17 protein-coding genes are annotated in these 19,513 nt (G+C 58.4%); 4 read left to right on the top strand and 13 right to left on the bottom strand.

Annotated features, from left to right (window positions below):
- Window positions 1–108: 108 nt before the first annotated feature.
- The 10 genes from BGIM_RS0132400 to BGIM_RS53575 form a co-directional block, all read right to left on the bottom strand.
- Window positions 109–2,244 (bottom strand): PPC domain-containing protein, encoded by a 2,136-nt coding sequence (locus BGIM_RS0132400; RefSeq protein ID WP_020473819.1) that lies wholly within the window; start codon window positions 2,242–2,244, stop codon window positions 109–111.
- Between the two features lie 125 nt (window positions 2,245–2,369).
- Window positions 2,370–3,704, bottom strand: coding sequence for a DUF1501 domain-containing protein (locus tag BGIM_RS0132395; protein ID WP_029631034.1), 1,335 nt, complete (start codon window positions 3,702–3,704; stop codon window positions 2,370–2,372).
- Window positions 3,705–3,886: 182 nt separating this feature from the next.
- Window positions 3,887–5,800, bottom strand: a complete 1,914-nt coding sequence (locus BGIM_RS0132390) for an acyltransferase family protein (RefSeq protein ID WP_020473817.1) — start codon at window positions 5,798–5,800, stop codon at window positions 3,887–3,889.
- Between the two features lie 251 nt (window positions 5,801–6,051).
- Window positions 6,052–7,977 (bottom strand): acyltransferase family protein, encoded by a 1,926-nt coding sequence (locus BGIM_RS0132385; RefSeq protein WP_020473816.1) that lies wholly within the window; start codon window positions 7,975–7,977, stop codon window positions 6,052–6,054.
- Window positions 7,978–8,314: 337 nt separating this feature from the next.
- Window positions 8,315–8,962 carry a hypothetical protein gene (locus tag BGIM_RS0132380; protein ID WP_020473814.1) on the bottom strand — a complete coding sequence of 216 codons (648 nt, stop codon included), beginning with the start codon at window positions 8,960–8,962 and terminating at the stop codon, window positions 8,315–8,317.
- 41 nt (window positions 8,963–9,003) lie between these two features.
- A complete protein-coding gene (locus tag BGIM_RS0132375; RefSeq protein ID WP_052640092.1) occupies window positions 9,004–11,406 on the bottom strand; it encodes a DUF1549 domain-containing protein in 2,403 nt (800 codons plus the stop codon).
- 146 nt (window positions 11,407–11,552) lie between these two features.
- Entirely contained in the window at window positions 11,553–11,849 is a 297-nt protein-coding gene (locus tag BGIM_RS68420; RefSeq protein WP_020473812.1) for a type II toxin-antitoxin system RelE/ParE family toxin, read from the bottom strand.
- Complete coding sequence (locus BGIM_RS63630) at window positions 11,846–12,064, bottom strand: addiction module protein (RefSeq protein WP_162136311.1); 219 nt, start codon at window positions 12,062–12,064, stop codon at window positions 11,846–11,848. Before BGIM_RS63630 ends, BGIM_RS68420 begins: the two co-directional genes overlap by 4 nt.
- An 85-nt stretch (window positions 12,065–12,149) precedes the next feature.
- A complete protein-coding gene (locus BGIM_RS0132360; protein WP_020473810.1) occupies window positions 12,150–12,596 on the bottom strand; it encodes a four-helix bundle copper-binding protein in 447 nt (148 codons plus the stop codon).
- 101 nt (window positions 12,597–12,697) lie between these two features.
- Window positions 12,698–13,501 carry a hypothetical protein gene (locus tag BGIM_RS53575; protein ID WP_020473809.1) on the bottom strand — a complete coding sequence of 268 codons (804 nt, stop codon included), beginning with the start codon at window positions 13,499–13,501 and terminating at the stop codon, window positions 12,698–12,700.
- A gap of 204 nt (window positions 13,502–13,705) precedes the next feature.
- Here BGIM_RS53575 and BGIM_RS0132350 point away from each other — a divergent pair, with 204 nt between their 5' ends.
- From BGIM_RS0132350 to BGIM_RS0132330, 4 genes are all read left to right on the top strand, one after another.
- A complete protein-coding gene (locus BGIM_RS0132350; protein ID WP_157369594.1) occupies window positions 13,706–14,626 on the top strand; it encodes a tetratricopeptide repeat protein in 921 nt (306 codons plus the stop codon).
- Window positions 14,627–14,832: 206 nt separating this feature from the next.
- Entirely contained in the window at window positions 14,833–15,738 is a 906-nt protein-coding gene (locus BGIM_RS0132340; protein ID WP_020473806.1) for a DUF1559 family PulG-like putative transporter, read from the top strand.
- Between the two features lie 22 nt (window positions 15,739–15,760).
- Window positions 15,761–16,138, top strand: a complete 378-nt coding sequence (locus BGIM_RS0132335; protein ID WP_020473805.1) for a carboxypeptidase-like regulatory domain-containing protein — start codon at window positions 15,761–15,763, stop codon at window positions 16,136–16,138.
- Between the two features lie 176 nt (window positions 16,139–16,314).
- Window positions 16,315–18,636: a BatA domain-containing protein gene (locus tag BGIM_RS0132330; protein WP_020473804.1), complete on the top strand. Its 2,322-nt coding sequence runs from the start codon at window positions 16,315–16,317 to the stop codon at window positions 18,634–18,636.
- A 7-nt stretch (window positions 18,637–18,643) separates the two neighbouring features.
- On the opposite strand, the gene BGIM_RS0132325 is transcribed toward BGIM_RS0132330, so the two are convergent.
- The 3 genes from BGIM_RS0132325 to BGIM_RS0132320 all read right to left on the bottom strand — a co-directional run bounded on the left by BGIM_RS0132325 (window position 18,644) and on the right by BGIM_RS0132320 (window position 19,448).
- Entirely contained in the window at window positions 18,644–18,829 is a 186-nt protein-coding gene (locus BGIM_RS0132325; RefSeq protein WP_020473803.1) for a Flp family type IVb pilin, read from the bottom strand.
- A gap of 128 nt (window positions 18,830–18,957) precedes the next feature.
- Window positions 18,958–19,143 carry a hypothetical protein gene (locus BGIM_RS63625; protein WP_157369593.1) on the bottom strand — a complete coding sequence of 62 codons (186 nt, stop codon included), beginning with the start codon at window positions 19,141–19,143 and terminating at the stop codon, window positions 18,958–18,960.
- Between the two features lie 119 nt (window positions 19,144–19,262).
- Window positions 19,263–19,448, bottom strand: coding sequence for a Flp family type IVb pilin (locus BGIM_RS0132320; RefSeq protein WP_029631027.1), 186 nt, complete (start codon window positions 19,446–19,448; stop codon window positions 19,263–19,265).
- Window positions 19,449–19,513: the final 65 nt, after the last annotated feature.

Below are 19,513 nucleotides of genomic sequence, written 5' to 3'. Positions count from 1 at the left end.
AAAATCAAGCGACTGGCCTTCCCGCAACTAGCATAACGCCCCAATGAGGAGAGATCGCTCTGCCGCAGAGCCTCCGCATCGCCACGATGTGGAGGCTCATTCATTCATTTATTTCTTCTTCGCACTCTCCAACACCGTCAGCGTGATCGGCTTCGCCGGGGATGACACCAGCGTGTTGCCCCCCTTGTTCTTGGCCTTCGGGTCGCCGCCTTCCTTCACAAACGGAACCTGGCCCTGACCCGCGATCACGACCGTATATTGGCCGGGTCGGGTTCCGTTCTGGATTTCCAGCGTCACCGTTCCTTCGTTCTTGCCCTCGGCGATCACGACGTTGCCCATCTTGATCGGGCCGGGGAAGTTTTGCGGGATCAGCGTGACGGCGTTTTTGAAGTCGGGCCATTTGCGGTCGAGTTGAAGTTTCAACGTCACCTTGCTTCCGGCCTCGGCCTCAATCTTTTCCTTTTCCGGGATCAGCAGAAAAGGCGACGTTTCTCTAACAGACACCATCAGCGATCGCATCGGCCGACTGGAGGCGATGTTTTGGGTGCTGTCGCTCCGGCAATAGGCCCGCACTTCCCGTTTCACTTCCTTCCCCAAACGGGTGCTGATGGCCACCAGTTTGATCGGGCCGGTGAAATCCGGGGCGTCCGCGTCGGCCCAGAAGACCATCGTGCCCCGCGTGTCCGTGTGGATGTAAAGCGGGGCGGTGTGAATGCCCGGCGGCAGGCCCTCGGCGGTGATGGTTACCGGGGCGCTGGTTCCGTCCGCATGTTGGATGATCGCGTCCAAGTGAGCCGTGCCCCCTTTGCGGAGGTTGAGAGCGCCGGGGCCAAGGTTTTGCCCATGAATGACGGCCGCGTAAAAGTTCGGCTCGGGCTTCGAGACAGTCAGCACATATTGATAACGTGCCCCGCCCCGGCTGTAACGATCTTGCACCAGCACGCGATATTTGCGGTTTTTTGAGAGGTTTACCGTGCCGGAGGGGTCGCGCAAATGGCCATCGAAGGCCATCACTCGCGGGCCAAAATCATCGAGTTCTTGCACCCGGTTGTCTTTGTCGTCCATCACCACCAAATACGGGTCAGCCCGCCCGGCGATTCGTTCGCAGTAGACATTGAACACATAGGGGCCGTCTTCGGTGGTCTCAAACTCATACCAGTCGGCGTCACGCGGCTTGTCGAACCGCCCGCTGACGGTCGCCGGGAGTTTGATCTTTTGGGGATTCTTCGGATCATCATTCGGCTCGGCTTCCAGCGTCACCGGCCCGTCGGTCACCAGCATTGGCACCCCGTTGGTGGCGAACCCGTCAATCGTGGCCCGATATTGAAAGCCCGTGAGCGTCGATGTCGCGGCCGTCGGCAAGACGCTGTGATCCGTCGGGTGTTCGTGGAACACATACCGGCCCGTCGCCATCAGGTCGGCGGGCGGCGTGATTGTGTCGGCCCGCTCATCGAGTTTTTGTTCGTCGATACTCCAAGAGGATGGCTTACCGGCCGGGCCAAGGTTTCGACCATACATCATGATGGCGGTTGGCTTGCCTGCCTGCACGGCTCGGGGGAACACATTCTCGATCTGCGGTTTTGTGGAGATGGCCAGTCGATAGTTGAACCCGCCGCGAAACGAGAGGTCGTATACGCTCACCAGATAATCGCCATCGGCCGCAGCCGTGTGGTCGATGAAGGGATCTCGCCCGTTGTAATCGCCATTGGAGGCGAGTTGTTTGCCATCGCCGGAGGATAATGTCAGGGTGGCGTCCATCAGCGATTCGAGTTTGCCGGACTGGCAATCGATGATGACCCGATCCCCCTTCTTCAGCGGGAAGCGATACACGTCTTCTTTGTTGCCATCCGACTGGCCGTTGATGATCGAATTCACGGCCACCACTTGGGCAGTCGTCGGGTCATCGTTCGGCTCTTTCTCGGCCACTTCTGTGAAGCCCTTGGAGACGACGAACAACTTCGGATTGCTCACCCCGTATTTGCCACCCGCCCACACATCGTAAATTCCGGCGGGCACATCGGCGGCCACGGTGATCTTGAACGCCTTGTCTTTGACAAACTCGGCCTTCAATCCCGGTTGATCGAACAGCAGTTGCTTGGTCTCTTCAAGATCCTGGCCTTGGATTTGGACTTCCACCGTGGAACCGGCCCCGCCACCGTTGGGTGTCAGCCGGTCAAAACGCGGAGAGGGAAGCTCGGCAAAGGCGGGAGCGGTCAGGAGGAGAAGCGGGAAGAGGTAACGCATGATGAAAAATCCCTGAAAAACATTTTTTCACCGCAGAGACGCAGAGAGCGCGGAGAAGACATCAAACAGAGATTTTTTCTTCTGTCTTCTCCGCGTTCTCTGCGTCTCTGCGGTGAAAAAATGTTTTATCCGATGAGTTCCCGGATCGGTTCGCCTTCGGCCAGAATCGGCATCGGCCGTTGGGCGTGATCCATGAACACATGCTTGTGGTCGATGCCCAAGAAGTGGTACATCGTCGACAGCACGCAACCGGGGGTGTACGGCTTCGAGGTTGGGTATTCGCCGAGGATGTTGGTGGTGCCGATGGCCTGGCCCATCTTCATGCCGCCACCGGCGTACAGGATGCTCATGGCGCCGGGCCAGTGGTCGCGGCCCGCGTCCTTGTTGATCTTCGGGGTTCGGCCGAATTCGCCGAAGGCCATCACCAGAACGTCGTCCTGCAAGCCCCGGTCGTAGATGTCGTTCACGAGGGCGGCCACCCCGAGATCGAATTGCGGCAAGAGCCGGGTCTTCAGTTGCTTGAAGTTGTCCGCGTGAGAGTCCCAACCGCCGCCGGCTTGAACCGTCACGAACGAGACGCCGGATTCCACCAACCGGCGGGCGAGCAGGCAGCTTTGGCCGAGGTCGTTGCGGCCGTAGCGGTCGCGGGTCTTGACCGATTCCTTGGAGATGTCAAACGCTGTTTGGGCGTGCGGGCTGGTCACCATTTCCATCGCGTCGCGGTAGAAAGTGTCGAGGCCGACGATGTCCCCCTTGGTGTCAATGTCGCGCCGGATCGTGTCGAGATCTTTCAGCAGGTCTTGCCGACGGTTGAGACGGGAGGCATCCACGCGGTTGTTCATTTTGAGGTTGCGAACCTCGAACTTGTCCTGATTCGGGTCAGCCTCCGGCGCGAACGGGTTGTACGACGCCCCGAGATACGCGGCCTTGCCCAGCCCGATGGCTCGCGGCAGGTTCACATAGGCTGGCATGCCGGGTTCGTTGGCCCCGTTCATCTTGGCCACCACGGACCCGGTGGACGGGTAAATGTTATCGCTCACTTCGATGGTCGGCTGATAACCGGTGAGCATCCACTGGGAGCCCATGCCGTGTCCGGCGTTGGTGTGATACGCGGATCTCACCACGGCCAGTTTGTCGAAGATCTTCGCCTGATGCGGCAGGTGTTCGCTGATGCGAATGCCAGAGACGTTGGTGTCGATGGGCTTGAATTCGCCGCGCACTTCGGCGGGGGCGTCCATCTTCAAGTCATACATATCTTGATGGGCCGGGCCGCCCGCCTGCCAGATGAGGATGACCGATTTCTTTGGCCGAGAGAGGCTGCTTTCTTTGGCCTTGGCCGCCTGCATGCGAAGCAGGCCCGGCAGTGTCAGCCCGCCGACGGCGAGGCTGCCGACCGACAGGAACGCCCGGCGGGAAACCCCGTCGCAGGTGCGGGCTTGATTGCGAACGAATTCCAACATGAGAGTCTCCGGTTCTGCGAACACGGCGAAATCGGCCCGGTCCGGCGGGGTGACTTCCGGGCCTGACAAGGAGGGAGGCGATGATGTGTTGTTGGCGAGAACCGCGTCACAAACGGTTCCCAAACATCATGCCCGAGTGCGGTGGATTTATCATACCCCGCTTTTCGACAAATTGAAGAGAATTATGGAGACGCGCGTCCGGCGGACTCAAACACAGGGGCAAACATCGGTTCGACGGTCACCGCCCCGAGCTTGCTCAGATGGACCGGGTCGATGTACAGGGAGCCATCAGACGTGTACGGAAGCAGCAAGCGGGGATTTTCCGGGGATCTCAAGAAAGGCAGAGGGTCCAAAATCGTCACCCCGCGTTCGGTGAGTTTGGGCAGCAGTTCCCCGTACATCTGGTCCATGGAATCTTGGATTTCGGCAGGAAGGGCAAGTTCCTTGAAATCCCGGCCAAGCATGGCGTGGCGGGCCAGCGTCCGGGGGACATCAAACGGATACCGGGGGACTTCCCGCATGAAGCAAATCCGGATGCCCAGCGTGTTCAGGCTGTCAACCGTTTTCAGCAACGCCGCGGCCCCCTCCGGAGCATCAACGTAGAAGCTCCAACGCGCGACCAATATCACGGTCGGGATTTTGGTTTTGCGGAGATAATTCATCACGGCGTCGTTAAATTGCAGGCACCCATAAACATAATCCACCCGGTTCTCCGGGATGAAATCCAGCAGCGGCGGCGTTCCCAGCCGGGTGGCCATGCAACTGTTGACCCCCGTTTTCCGGCTCAACGATTCGATGGCCGGGTTCGTGACCATCGCATAACTATCGCCCCAAACGAGGATCGACGGAGGGGTTGAGCGGTCCCCGTGCCAAATCATGTTGTCCGGGATATCCTGCGCTGTCATGAGGCGCATCCAATCCTTCTCCGGCGCTCCCGTCGCGAGAAACCGGGCGGCTTCCGGAGAAATGCGTTTTTCAAAACCATTGCGGGAGTAAAGGATCACGCCGGTCGCATATAGCGCCAAGACGGCCGTTCCCATCCCCATGAGTAATCGCGGCCGGGTGGCGAGGAAGGTTTTGGTTCGGAAGGGTGTTTCGACAAAGCGCCAAGAGGCCGCTCCGAGGAGCAGGCTGCCGAACACCAGCGAGACGCGATCCAAAATCGGCAGTGGCATCGCCTCGCGATATTGAGCCAACATCATCACCGGCCAGTGCCAGAGATAAAGTGAATACGAGATCATGCCAACAAACACCACCGGACGCCAAGACAAGAACCGATTCACGACAGGACGTCCGCCGGCCCAAATCAGAAGGGCGGCCCCCAGAACCGGCGGCATCGCAGACAGGCCGGGAAACAGGGTTTTCTCGTCGTAAAGACAAACCGGAAGCAGAATCGAAGCAAGTCCCGTCCATGCGGCCAGTTCCCGGCAAAGGGATCGCCCGGTAGTCCGGTCGGGCGGGCAATAGGACAGCAACATGCCGACCAGAAATTCCCATGCCCGCGTGGGCATCAGGTAGAACGTGGCCACCGGGTAACGATGCGTTCCGTAAATACTCGCCCCGAGGCTGACCGCTAACGCCAGCATCAAAAGCCCGACCTGCCACGAAATCCGCCGGACGCGGGCCAGTAAAAGCATCGCAAACGGCACGACGAGGTAAAACTGTTCTTCGACCCCGAGCGACCAAGTGTGCAACAGGGGTTTGGTCACGGCGGCCGCCCCAAAATAGTTGGTGACATACATGAAGTGGATGTTTGGCCGCAGCAGCAGCAGTGATTTGACCGAACGCCCCAAGTTGGCATAATCTTCGGGCAGCATCCAAAACCAGCCTGCCACCAGTGTGGCGGCCACCACCACCAAGAGCGCGGGCGTCAGTCGGCGGATTCTTCTCATCCAAAAATCAATGAGTGAAAATTCCCCCGCCTGCTGGTCTTTGCGGATTAAAGTGGCGATCAGGAAGCCCGAGATGACGAAGAACACATCAACGCCGACAAATCCCCCGGTCAAACCCAATCGGGCATGACAGGCGACCACCGCCATGACGGCCAAGGCGCGCAGCCCGTCAATATCAGGGCGATAACTAATGTGCTGACTCATGACACCCAAATTATTTCATCATCGTGTCGCAGACGGCGTCTTGCCGTCCGGGCTGTCGCTTGTCGAGTCATCGGGAGATTGCATCGCCTCCGAAGGCACAAACGATGGCCGCGAATCACAATGCAATCATCGTGCCGTGACCATTCACCGGACGTTTCATGGGAATAACCAATGCCAGCCGGCACATGGGTGCGCGACTGCGGGAAGCGGCCATAACAAAAATGTCATCTCGGCGGAGTCAGGAAATACCCTCATCTGCACCGATGCGTGATCGAATCAAACATGGGGGCAAACAAAGGTTCAATCGTTTTGGCGCCGTGGGGACTTAAATGGGCCGAATCGCGATAGAGAGAGCCACCGGAATCATAGGGCAGGATGAGGTCCGGGTTGTCGGCCGTCCGGAGATACGGCAATGGGTCCAGAATCGCCACTCCCCGCTCGGTCAATCGGGGGAGAATGCTGGCATAAAATCGTTCTGCAGCCAGGCGGGGCTGGTCGGGGAGCGAAAGTTCGGAGATATCCCGCCCCATCATGTGATAACGGACCAAAGACCGGGGAAGTTCAAAAGGAAAAGTCGGAATTTCCCGCATGAAATAGATGCGGACACCCGCGGCGTTCAGGTCGTCGATGGTTTGCAGGAAGGGGGCGATGGCCTCCGGCTTGTTCAGGTACGAACTCCACACCCCGATCAGCAACACCGCCGGGATTTTGGCTGTCCGGATGTGATTCATCACGGCATTGTTGAACGGGATGGCCCCCTCGTTCCGGCCTTGCTGCCACTCGGGGATGAAATTGACGACGGGAGCCGTCTGCGGTCGCGTGGCGGCGCAAACCGTCACACCCGTTTTTTGGCTCAACGACGCGATGGCCGGCAGGGCGGCCATCGCAAAACTATCCCCCCAAACCAATAATTTGACAGGATTGCTCCGGTCGCCGTAAACAACCAGTTTTCCCGGAATATCCGCAGCCTCAAGTTCATGGACCCACGTTCGGTCCAATTGCCCGGAATCGACGAAGCGACGGGCGTCCGCCGTGAGGCGATCGTCGAAGCCTTTGGTCCGCAACACGGTGATGACGCCAGCGAACAGGACCGCAACCGCCATCAACGTCCCGATAATCAGCCGGGGCGATGAGCCGAGCAGTTTTTTGGTGCGGAAAGGCGTTTCGACAAGCCGCCACGACAGGAACCCGGCCACCAGACTGACGCCGACCAACCCAAGGCGTTCCCAATCAGAAAGCGGATAAATGCTCGCGTATTTGGCATATACGATCAACGGCCAATGCCAGAGGTACAACGAATACGAAATCAACCCGACAAACACCACAGGCCGGGCGGACAGAAATCGATTCACCAACGGCCGCCTGACAGATCGGCCGCCGGCCCAGATCAACAAGCCCGCCCCGGCCACGGGTGGCAGTGCGGCCCAGCCGGGAAACAGCGTCTTCTGATCGTATAGAAACGCGGGCGTGACAATCGCCGCCAAACCCGCGAAGGCCGCCAATTCCCGCCGAAGGGATCCGCCGGGGGATTTGTCCATTGGCCGGTAGGCCAGCAACGTGCCGACCAGCAATTCCCAAGCCCGCGCGGGCATGATGTAAAACGTCGTGACGGGGAACCGGTGTGTTCCGATCACACTCACCGCGAAGCTGGCGATCAATGCCAGCGAGAGGAGAACGACGGCCGGCCGCTCACGCCTCATCTTGACCAATAACATCAGGACCAGCGGCACAACGAGGTAAAATTGTTCCTCGACTGCCAGGGACCACGTGTGTAGCAGGGGCTTTTCCTCGGCCGTTTGCTGAAAATATCCCGTGTCCTGCATGAAATACATGTTGGAGAACATCAGGAGGAGCGCCCTCACCGACCGGGCCAATGAAACATAATCCTGCGGCAACAAGATGAACCAACCCGCCGTTATGGTGGCAGCCGTCACCACCGCCAAAGCCGGCAAAATTCGCCGGATTCGTCGCATCCAGAAATCAACAAGCGAGAATGTTCCCGCTTGCAAATCTTTGCGAATCAGCCCGGCGATTAGATAGCCGGAGATGACGAAGAACACATCGACGCCAACGAAGCCCCCCGGCAAACCGAGTTGGGCATGTCCGATGACCACGCTCAAAACGGCCACGGCTCGCAGCCCGTCAATGTCGGGGCGATAACTAATGTGCTGACTCATGACACCCAAACTGTTTCGTCAATCGTTCAAGGACGGCGCCTTGCGGCCCGGAGGTGTCGCTTGTCGAGTCATCGGGTGATTGCTTCCCAAAGGCGCCAGCGACAGCCGCGAGTCACTTAGCAACCTTTGCGCCGCGACCATTAATCACGGTTTTTGCCGGAAAACAGATGAGAACCGGCACATGGGTGCGCGGCAACGAGAAGGGAAAGGAACAAGATCAAATTGAGATAAAAGACAAGTCAGGAAATGCCCGCGCGTGCTTCGAGAGATAAGGGCCAATGTCAGAAGTGAACAAGAATCTGATTACGCGGAATTTGCGGGCACATGACATCATGCCTCACAACCGGCTCCGCTCGCGGGCGTCTTCGTAGGTGGCTTCCAGATCAAGCATGACATGGCCGAGGCCGCCAAGCGCCAGCGGGAGCGTCGGCAACAGTTCGCCGACTGCCAATGGCCGGATTCGCAATTCGAGCGAGTCGGCGCCGTTCACTCGCACCGGACGATAGGAAACCGCCGTCAAAGGGGGTGTCAGGGGAGGAGTTTGCTCGGGAGCCAGTTGAGCCATCAGTTCGTCGAACGGCCGGGATTGTCGGCTGGTGACAATGTCAATCACGATCAGTCCGATGGCTCGTTGAACGTAAGTGGCGCATTTGGCGGCGAACGCCCGACGGGTCTCCTCACGGTCTTTGTTGCCGGGCGAGACAAGCTCAATCGCGGCGACCGGGGTTGGGCCGCCGGAAGTTTCGTAAACATTCACGCCAAATTCGGGCGGGAACACGGCGGGCAGAGTGAGATCGGCTGTGGTTAGTTGAGTGGCTGAATCGAATTCAATTCGCGGCCATGCGCGCACCTTTGCCTCTGCAAAGTAATCTTCAGGCAAGGTATCGTTTAACGCATCCGTGACACAGGATGCCCAACTGGCATGAAACGATTCCCAATGGCGGCGACCGGCCAACGGCGGGGGAAAGTGATCAAGCAGCGGCACCGGAACTTCTCCTATCCAAGCCCCGCAACCGCATCCTCCGGTCAATGATTAAACATAAACTCTTTGCCGTTCAAGATCGCCCACACCACATCTTCCAACCCCTGTTGTTCGTTCTTGGCTCCGGCGATGTGGGCCAGGTTTCGCTTTAGCTCGAACTCGGTCGGCTTTCGGCCGAGGGCCGCGAGATAGTATTCTTCAATTACGTCTTTCGCGGGTGTTTTCGCCTTCGTCAGTTTTGTCAGCCGGCCTTCGCCGGAGGAGATCTTCCCTTCGATTTCGTCCGAGTTGGAAAGCAGCAACACTTGGGCCAGCGTGGCGCCGGGGGAGCGTTCGCATTCACACACGGTCACCCGTTTGGGGCGGTCGAAGGTGTCGAGGAATGTGGAGCCGAAGCCTTCGTGCGGCAGGTCCACGGCCCGTGAAGTCTGGCTCATGCCGCTGAAGTTCGCCCGATTGCCGGTCACTTGATTCACGGCATCGAAGAACACTTCCGAGTACATCCGACGGGCGTAATACCGGGCGAAGTTCTGCATGTCGTGCTTGTTGAACTCGGTCGGTTCGGAAGAAAGCTGATACACCCGGCTGTTCACGATGATTCGGATGAGATGCTTCACATCAAACTTGTTCTTCATGAAATCTTTGGCCAACGCTTCCAGCAATTCCGGGTTCGACGGCGGGTTGGTTTCCCGCAGGTCGTCCACTTCATGGTAGATGCCGCGACCGAGCAAGTGGCCCCACAACCGGTTGACCATTGCCTTGGCGAAGAACGGGTTTTCGGGTTTCGTCATCCAGTCCACCAAGGCGTGCCGGGGGTCTTCCTCCGGGCTGAATTTTGGGGCGTCGCCATCTAGGAACTTCGGCTCCGGGGCTTTGCCGGTCAGCGGGTTCTTTTCCCCGGTGGTCACGGTTGCGGAAGCATAATACGGCGGCGGTTCGCCAAAGTTCTTGCGCCCCAGCCGGGCAAAGAAACCGGCCAGCCCGTAATAGTCTCCCTGGCCCCAACGTTCGTAGGGGTGATGATGGCACTTGGCGCATTGCAGCCGGACGCCGAGGAAAATCTGGGCGGCATCGGCCGTGGTCTGGTGAAGTTGATCGTCCCGGTTTTGCCAGTACCAGTTGATGGCCGGGGAATCTTGCCATTCCCCGGCGGCCGCCACCACGCCGCGCACGAACTCGTCATACGGACGGTTGCGGGCGATCATGTCCTTGATCCAATTATGGAAGGCATAGGCGGCGTTCGTGGAACCGGCGAGGTTCGAGTTCCGCAGGATGCTGCCCCACCGCATGGCGAAGAACGCCGGATAGTCGCGGGAGTCAAGCAACCGGTCGATTAATTTGGCCCGCTTGTCGGCCGAGTTGTCCGCAAGGAAGGTTTTGGCTTCCTCGGCGGTTGGCAACCGGCCGCATACATCGATGGTCACCCGTCGCAAGAAAGTCGCGTCATTGACGACCGGCGATGGCTTCAACCCAAGTTTCTTCCACTTTGCCAGGGCAAGTTCATCGACATAATTCGCCGGTTTGAATTCGGGAATCTCCGTCAGGGCCGGGCCGTGCGGGACCATCGCCCGAAACACGGCCACATAGCCCATGTGCCGGGCCATGATGGCGGCCTCGCCCCGCTGGACACCGGCCTCGACAAGCCCCTCGTGATCCACGCGGGCCACCACGTCGAGATTGGTGAAGAATTCCGATTGCCGGGTCACGTCCCGCGAGGTGCCGTCGCTATATTCGGCGATGACCGCCAATTGTTGGGACTGGCCGGGCTGCAACACCCGGTCAGTCGGGTTGATCTTGAGTTTCACAACTTGCGGCACGCTCGGAGCCGAGGCCGGAGCACCGGCGGCGATCCATTGACGGATGATCCGGTAATCGTTGCCATCGCGATTTAACTTCTTGCCGCCGCCGTGGGGAACCTGCCCGGCCGCTTTCAACAAGAACATGCTTTGATCCGGGGAAGCCGGAAAGATTCGCCGTCCGCGGGCTTCCTTGGTGATCGCGTCGTAATCGAAAAGCGTGTCGAATCCGAACAAGGAGAGTTTGAACCCGTTCTGGCCGCTGGCCTTGCCGTGACAGCCCCCGGCGTTGCAGCCGAGTTTGCTCATCAGCGGCATCACTTCCGTTCGGAAGTCGATGGCCCGCCCGTCGCCAAAGCCGGTGACCGTCACGGGGATTTCCAACTTCGCCGAGCCGAGTTGAACTTGAATGGAGGTTTTTCCGTTTCCGGTCGGCCGCACATAGCCGTGATCGTCAACCGCCGCCACGGCCGGGGAGACGCTGACATATTTCGCGGCCCGCGTCTGATCGTTGCCGCCATTGGTGAGGAGAAGCTGCCGACCAGCGAACGCATCGGTGAATGCGATGCTCGGGACGTTCGGAACCAACTCCGCACGGGCGGGAGTCGCAAGGCCGACGATGGCCAAAAGAAACAGAAAACCCTGTTTCATGAGAATGCACACATGGAGAGGAATAAGGAGGCCGGGGGCGATATCGGGCCATTTGGCAGGTAATGTGACTTTACCAGCCTTGACGAGATGAAGCAAGTGGGCGCTAATTTGACCTGCGGATTCGATCAACGTACTGAATGAAAAACTTAAAGGCGTGATTGCCAGATTGTGGGATCACGCGAACTGTGGAGAATGGCCAAAATTTCCACTCGATCAGGAAACACCAAGTAATAAACGATGTGGCGAAATTGCTTGGTCTTTGCCGCTCGCACGTCTTGCCAAACCAATCCATATAGTTCCGGCATCAACTCGATCCGGCTCAGAAGCTCGCGAACACGGCCTAGAAATTGCGACCCCAACCCGGCACGAATCAAGTTCAGAGATTCACTTGCTTCTCTGAGGTCATTTGTCGCATCCGGCCGCAAGATGACCGGCTTGCTCACGGCTTTGCTTCCAGTTCATCGAGAACTTCACGCCAAGGCCGCCCCTCGCCCGGACGGGCGAGAGCCTCGGTTCTTCGACGGGCCAGTTCATTCAAATGCCAGTCGGGAATATTCTCTGCCCGAGGTGTTTCTGGCAGGCTGTCCCAAATCTGCTCAATGAGATCCAGCCTGTCTTCCACACTGAGTTGATCAATCCCGAGAGATTTGATTGTCACCGGCACAATGTTCTCCTCATGGCGAAACGAACTTTGATTCTCGCAGGAGGAAGCCAAGATCGCAAGCGTTCTTGTGTTCGGTGCCTTACTTCGATGCCATCGTGTGCTTGGACATTTCCCGGCAGGCTTTTGCACAATCGCGGCACGATTTGGCACAGGCGGCCATGTGTTTGTCGTCGGGGAATTTTTCGCAGGCAGTGGCGCACTCGTCACAACTTTTTGCACAACCTTCGCAGGCGAAACTGGCAAACGGGCTCATACGGGCTGACAGTGATCCGGCCAGTTTGCAGTGTTCCGCGCAGTCCACACAGTTTTGCGCCGTCTTGGCGTGTTCCTTTTTTCCTTCAGTCAGCAGCATCAGGCAATGTTTGAAGCACATGTCGCATTGAAGCTGGCAATCCACACAAGCTTTTGCGCATTGCATGAAATGCTCGGCATGTTTCATCTCATGATCTTCGGCCCGTGCGGTGGCGGCGAGCGGGGACATAGCCAATGTGAAAGCGACTGTCAAAACGCTTAGGAATCGCGTCATGGAAATTCTCCCAATATGAAGGTTATTCGGGCGGGATGTATCCCCGCCGTTCATGGGAGTTGGTTATGCAACTGTTGTTCCATGCGTGCCGATTGCCGGGATTATGCCGTCATGGGGCGATTGGAGGTGGTGTGGCGAAATCGAAGTTGTGCCCGAATCTGATCTGCATACAGGCCGAGAACCAGAAGCCCGACCATCACTCCGGCGGTCAGCGTGCCGTTGGGATTGTCCCATTTTCCATGATTGGCAACCGCCACGCCGATTAGACCCCACACCACGGCATAGGCATAGGATCGCTCCCCGTGACTCCAGATCGTGACAGCGAGACCGAGCAATCCGGCCAGCACGATCAACAACATGGCGAAATCATTCACGGCCAAGCCAAGGCTTCCCGCCCCGCTGGCATTGCACGCTTGGGAGATGTTGGCAAACGCGGCCACCGAAACCCAGCCAGTGAGCAGACCGATCGGGAAGAGGACAAACCCATGTTCTTTCGACGTCAACAGAATGCGCACGCGGACCAGTTCCCGGAAAGCCAGCCCGCTCATGGCCAGGGTGAACAGGATGATCCCCACGGAGAGCCAAGTCATCCCGTGTAATTGACTTTCGATCTCCCACAAGGTGTTTCCGAGAAACGCCGCCGCCGTGAACCAGCCCACTCGGCGCAACAAGCGGTCCCCGCGATGCCGGGGCAAGGCTTGATAAATCGCATACGCCACACAACCGAGGAAAATCACCCCCCAGATGGCGAACGTATAACCGGCCGGAGTGACCGGGGTTTCAAATTTGGCTGACTGTCGGTCAATCGGAAGGCCGAGGCCGGTGATTTGCGAGAAATAGCCAAACATCATTTGACTAATGACAAAGACAATGTTTGCGCCTTGGCGCCAACGATCACTGCTCACGACCGGTCTCCTGATCCACGACATAACCCGGCTCGTCGAGAAGATGACTTCCCACGACAAGTCAATCGGCTGCCCATCCGTCCGGGTTGAGAGCCCCAATCTCTCATGGAGTGGTAAAAATTGCAAGTGGTGTGCCGTGGCGGGCCGGTGTACAATCATTCAAGATTCTCATGGAGTTTGGTCAACCATTCCGGAGACCGTGCCATGTCCGCATCAGGGATGATGTTTCTTCTCGCCAGCGTCGTCATGGCTCCCGCCCCCGCCAAGCCAAAGGACGGGTGGGTCGGCCTTCCCATTTGCGGGCGCGAGTCGGGCATGATTACCTACGAGCGCAAGACCGACGGCACGTTCGAGCCAAAGCCCTTCTACATGCGCTATCTCGATGTCCGGGCCATTGCCGAGGATGGCGAATATGTGCAGGTTCAGCACGATGCCGACACGATTTGGGTGCAAAAAAAGGACATGCTCCGTCCGAAGGATGCCATCCTGTATTACACCCGAATCATGGAGAAAACGCCGGACGATCAACGGGCCATCTCCTGCCGTTGCTGGGCGTATATGGCCGTGAACGATTATGACCGGGCGCTGAAGGATGCCGAGGAGGCTGTCCGGCTAAGCCCCAACAGCCCGGCGTGGAAGAACAACCGGGGCGAGGTCTACATCAAGCGGAAGGAATACGACAAAGCCATCACCGAGTTCACCAACTTGTTGAACGCCGTTCCACAGTATTTTTTCGCCCTGCACAACCGCAGCGAAGCTTATCTGCGAACAAAGCAGTTTGCCAAGGCATTGGATGACATTGACGCCTGCCTGGCGAACGAGGGGAAGGTTCCGATGCTGCATGTGAACAAGGCCCGCATCCTTGCCACCGCCCCGGACCCCAAGATTCGCAACGGCAAAAAAGCCCTCGAATCGGCAACACTGGCCTTGGAACAGATCAAATACCGCGACGGCCGGGCCTTGGAGGCGATGGCCGCCGCCCACGCGGAACTCGGCAACTTTGACAAGGCCGTGGACTACCAGCAACGGGCATTGGACGATTCCGAATATCTCAAGGAAGAGGGGGACGGCCCCCGTCAGCGGTTGAAACTGTACCGCGAGAAGAAACCTTTCCGGGATGAATGAGCCCGGCCGGGAATGATTGGGGAAAAATTATTCTGTCCTCTTTCCCGTCGCGGCCGGATTTTGCTACTATTCATTTCAAGTCTTGATGTGCGCCCACGTCGGAAACTCTCCTGTCCGAATTCCCTCGGCATCAACCAACACGGTCCCTCCGCGATCATGGCTTTTGCCTTGATCCATTTTTTTATCCTTTTCGGGAGAGTGTTTTCATGTCAACCAAACGACGGGGATTTACCCTGATCGAATTGCTGGTGGTCATCGCCATCATCGCCATTCTCATCGGACTGTTGCTTCCGGCCGTGCAGAAGATTCGTGAAGCCGCCAACCGGATGCAATGCACCAACAACCAGAAACAACTGGCGTTGGCCATGCACAACTTCAATGACACCCAGTCAACCTTGCCGCCGCTGTGTTATGCCTTGAACGCGACTGCCAAGGGAAGCGTGATGGTGGCTCTGATGCCGTATGTCGAACAGGACAACCTGTTCCGCCTGTATCAAACCTCCGGCATTTCCGCGGCCGCCAGCCAGCCGGTCATCAAAACCTTCATCTGTCCGACCGACCCGACCGTGATGGGCGGCCGAAACTCGGAGGGATGGGCGGCCTGTTCGTACAACGGCAACGCCGCCTTGTTTTCCACGCCCGGCAGTTCGCTCGACCCGACCGACGGCACTTGGAACTACACCAAATCCCGGTACAGCGTGTCCACGCTGACGGACGGCACCTCGAACACCATCGCCTTTATCGAACGACTCGTCCAAGGCGAAGGCTGCCCGGTGGCCCGCGACGTGGCCGCCGGATACGACACAACCGGCGCCGCCATCACCTCGGGGCAATATTGGGAAGTTTGGAAAACTCCGGCGTTCAGCTTGTATCAAGCCGATTGCCCCGTGAACATGGGCATCTGGGGAAGCTGGCCGTCTTCCTACGCCCCGAAGATCAACCAGACAGCGACCAACTCTTGGCGGTGGCTGCCAAGCTCGGCCCATTCGGGTTTGGTGGTGGCGTGTATGGCCGACGGGAGCGTCCGCAATGTGAATGCCAATGTCACACCGACCACCTTCTGGCGGGCCGCCAACCCCACGGACGGCAATGTGCTTGGAACCGACTGGTAACCCCGAAAGGACCATCTTCCTCATGAAATTGTTTGTCACGCGATTGTCGGCCCTCGGGCTTTTTCTGGCCATCATCGGTTTGGCGGGCTGCGGCGACTCGGCCAAAAAGACGACGCTCAAGGGCAAGGTCACCTATAACGGCCAACCGCTTGCCAACGCGCTCATCGTGGTAAACGGAGCGGACAATGTGTCCATCGGCGGTTCGTCCGACGGACAGGGAAATTACGAAGTCGTCAATCCTCCGCTCGGCGCCGTGAAGATTCAGGTGACCGAACCGCCGGAACGAATGATGAAAGGCCCGCTGAAACCGGGATTGGCCAAGATCGGCAAACCGGGAACCGGCATTCCTTACGACATGAAGGCGGGCGATCAGAAGTTCGACCTAGCCATCACGGATTAGGAATTGGATTTCCGGCCCCGCCGGACCACTCTTTTTCAACCCCCGTCACTCCGGTGACGGGGGTTCCTTTGTCTTTGGACAAGCCAAAGACGTACAACAAATAAGAGGAACCTTGCCGGTATCATTCCGAAGCCGGTTCACATCCGAAACCCGACATCCCCGAAACTGACATTCCCGTGTTGTTTGCCATCACCGGACTTCCCATCCTCCTCACCGGGGCGGCCCTTGTCGGTCTGCCGGTCCTGTTGCATCTCATCATGCGGCAGGAACCCAGACGGCTGCCGTTCCCGGCGTTTCGCTTTCTCAAGCAAAAGCAGCAGATCAACCAACGGAAGATCCGGTTGCGGCATCTGCTGTTGTTGCTCCTCCGCATGGCGTTGATCGCCCTCATCTGCCTGGCATTGTGGCAGCCGGTCACCTCCTCGGGGGGCTTCGGCCTCCGGGCCGACCGGCCCATTGCCGCGATTCTGGTGCTGGACACCAGCCCGAGCATGGGATACGCCCTCGCCGAACGCAGCGGTCTTTCGGAGGAACGCCAGAAGCAATTGAAGCTCCTCGGCGAACCGGCCAGCGGCCCGTGGACGTGCCTCGACGAGGCTCGCGGGCGCATTCTTGAAATCCTCGACGAACTCCCGCCCGAAAGCAAGGTGGCGATTCTCGACACCGGCGACCGGTCCGAACCAATTTGGTCCCTGACTCTTGAGAGCGCCCGGCAGTTGGTTCGCGGCATCAAAAAACCGAAGGCCAACAGCCAGCCGGTGACACGGTTGCTTGAATCGGCATACACAATGTTCGCCCGAGTCGATGGCGAACTCGATCCCGGCCAGGAAGCCCTGCCCCGCTTGCTGGCGGTCTTCTCGGATCGCACGGCCACGAGTTGGGACACCGCGAGGATTGGCGAGTTGCAATCCATGCGTGACCGCGTTCCATTGCCGAGCATCTTTCACGCCTATGTGGATGTCGGCGTGGACAAGCCGGTGAACATGGCCATCACCACCGTGGAAATGAAGCCGCAAATCGTGCCCGCCGGTCAGCCGGTCATCATCAATGTCACCGTGGAGGCCACCGGAACGTCGGAGGCGAATGTGCTGCTTTTCGCCGTCGATGGCGAGGAACCACAGCGAATTCCCGTCAACCCCGGCCCGGACAAGGCCGCCACCCGACAACTTCGCAAGGATGGCCTGAAACCGGGGCTTCATCAGGCGAAACTCAGTCTGTTCACGCCGGACGCTCTGCCATTCGACAACGAGAAGTTCATTACGTTCCGTGTGCGCGAACCCCGGAAAGTGCTGGCGATCATGGATATCGCTCCCCCGAGCGGTTTTCTCGGCCGGGCCCTGGCAATGGCGGGGCAGCCAACGACCGGCCTTGTGTTGTGGAAAACAGCCCTCGAATCGGTCGGCTGGTACACCGTGGATTTGCGGAGCCTCGACGACTTGATGACCGGACGGGCGGACATCAACAAATACGAACTGACAACCCTGTTGGGCGTCCCGCAAATGACCGACGGGGCGTGGAACCGGCTGGCCGAATACGTTTCACAGGGGGGGCGTCTGATCGTCTCCCCCGGCGGGCCGACGATGGATGTGGCGACGTACCACACCGAGGCCGCCGGGAAAGTGCTGCCTCGCCGCTTCGACCACTGGGTTGACATCCCCAACGACAAGCCGGGCATCACCTGGACATGGAACGCCCTGAGCGCCCAGCGACCTTTTCTCTCGCAATTTCGCAAGATCCGCGAGGCCGGGAGCTTTTTCGACGACCTGCCGCCGATTACCCGCGGATATTGGAAAGTCGAAGACGGGGCCAAAGACCGGATCGTGGTCGCCTACAACGATGCCCCGGAACCGGACCAGCGCACCCCCGCCGTGCTTGAAACCAATCTTGGGGCGCGAGGCAAAGTGATGCAGTTCACCGTGCCGCTCGGCGCCGGCGGTGAGAAATACCACAATTACCACGGGGGACTCGGTGCGTGGTTTTACCTGGTGTTGGTGAATGAAGCCGTCCGCTCGCTGACGGGAGACAGTGAAGATCAGATGTTCAACTTCACGAACGGTCAGAACGTGTTGGTGAAGTGGCCGGTCGGGGACGTGAAACCGGAGATGGCATACTACCTGAGCGGCCCGGATGTGACGGCGACAGACGCCACCATTCGACGAGACCCCAAGCAACCGTATTACCGCCTCGGCCCCGAAAAGACCGGCACGGCCGGCACGTTCACATTGGAGGCGGAAGATCGTTCTTGGAAAGACGGGTTCAGCCTGAACCCGCCGGTCGAGGAGAGCAATCTGGAGCGGCTTCCCCCCGCCGAGATCGAAAATCTCTTCAAGGAGAACGCCGTGATCCCGGCCACCAAGCCGCTGCCGTTAAAAGAGATCATGAGCGGCAAGTTCCGCACCGATTTGGAGCTCTTCCCGTTCCTGATGATTATCTTGCTGCTGGTGATGGCTTCGGAGAACCTGCTGGCAAACAAGTTCTACCGCCGGAAAAAGGCATGACACGGTTTCATCGTTGATTCTGGTCGCAAACTTCGATCTGAACCTGATTCGATGATTGGGGCAGGACCGGCGGTTTGAGGGCCATGAAGCAGATCAGCACGACAAGCGCAAGCATGAACGCGCATTCGACGGCGGTGACACCGTCTTCCTGCTTGAGGAAGGAATGGATTTTTCGAGCCAAAAAACGGCTCATGGCAGGCCTCAAATAATGGTTGGACGAACGACGTCACCGGTTCCGGTGGAAACGTCGGGAAATCCTAGCACCAAAATGGAAGTCGGGAGAGCCTGGGTAAACAATTGTCGCGTGCAAAAAGACGACAATCAGTGAGAAGATGAGGGGATGGTGGCAATCGGCCGCATATTCCCCTGCGGATTTCGTTGAATCGTCGCGGTCAATGCCGCCAGACACAAACAAACCAATACCCCGCAGACTACCACCGTTTCAAAGGTGGTGAGATAAGCCTGTCGGGAAATCAACCGCCTGATGCCGGTTAACATCGTGAGCATGCGTTACTCCGGGTAGGAAGTTCGCGTTTTTTACGGTTCATCTTGGATGCTTAACCGTCGCGTTTGACCCATGATACCGCTCGAATCAAGGGTATCATGGGTCAGACAACCATAGCGATTTAATTGCCAACAATCGCAACAGTCGCAGGGGCGTTGGAAGAAAGCACGCTGCCGTTGGAGCCGATCGTGGAGACAACCCCCACGCAGATCGTCACGATCAGGGCGAGGAGAATGGCATACTCGACTGCCGTCGGGCCATCTTCTTTCTTCATAAAATTCACCAGCATCTGAGTCAATTTCCGCACGACTCCCCCTCCTGTTGAACTGACGTGCTGCGCGCGTCCAATGTTACTCGTCTATTGCGGGCGTC

Source organism: Zavarzinella formosa DSM 19928, from assembly GCF_000255705.1.
Lineage (GTDB): Bacteria > Planctomycetota > Planctomycetia > Gemmatales > Gemmataceae > Zavarzinella > Zavarzinella formosa.
The sequence above is the reverse complement of the archived record's forward strand: the minus strand, read 5'-3'. Positions and strand labels throughout refer to the sequence as shown.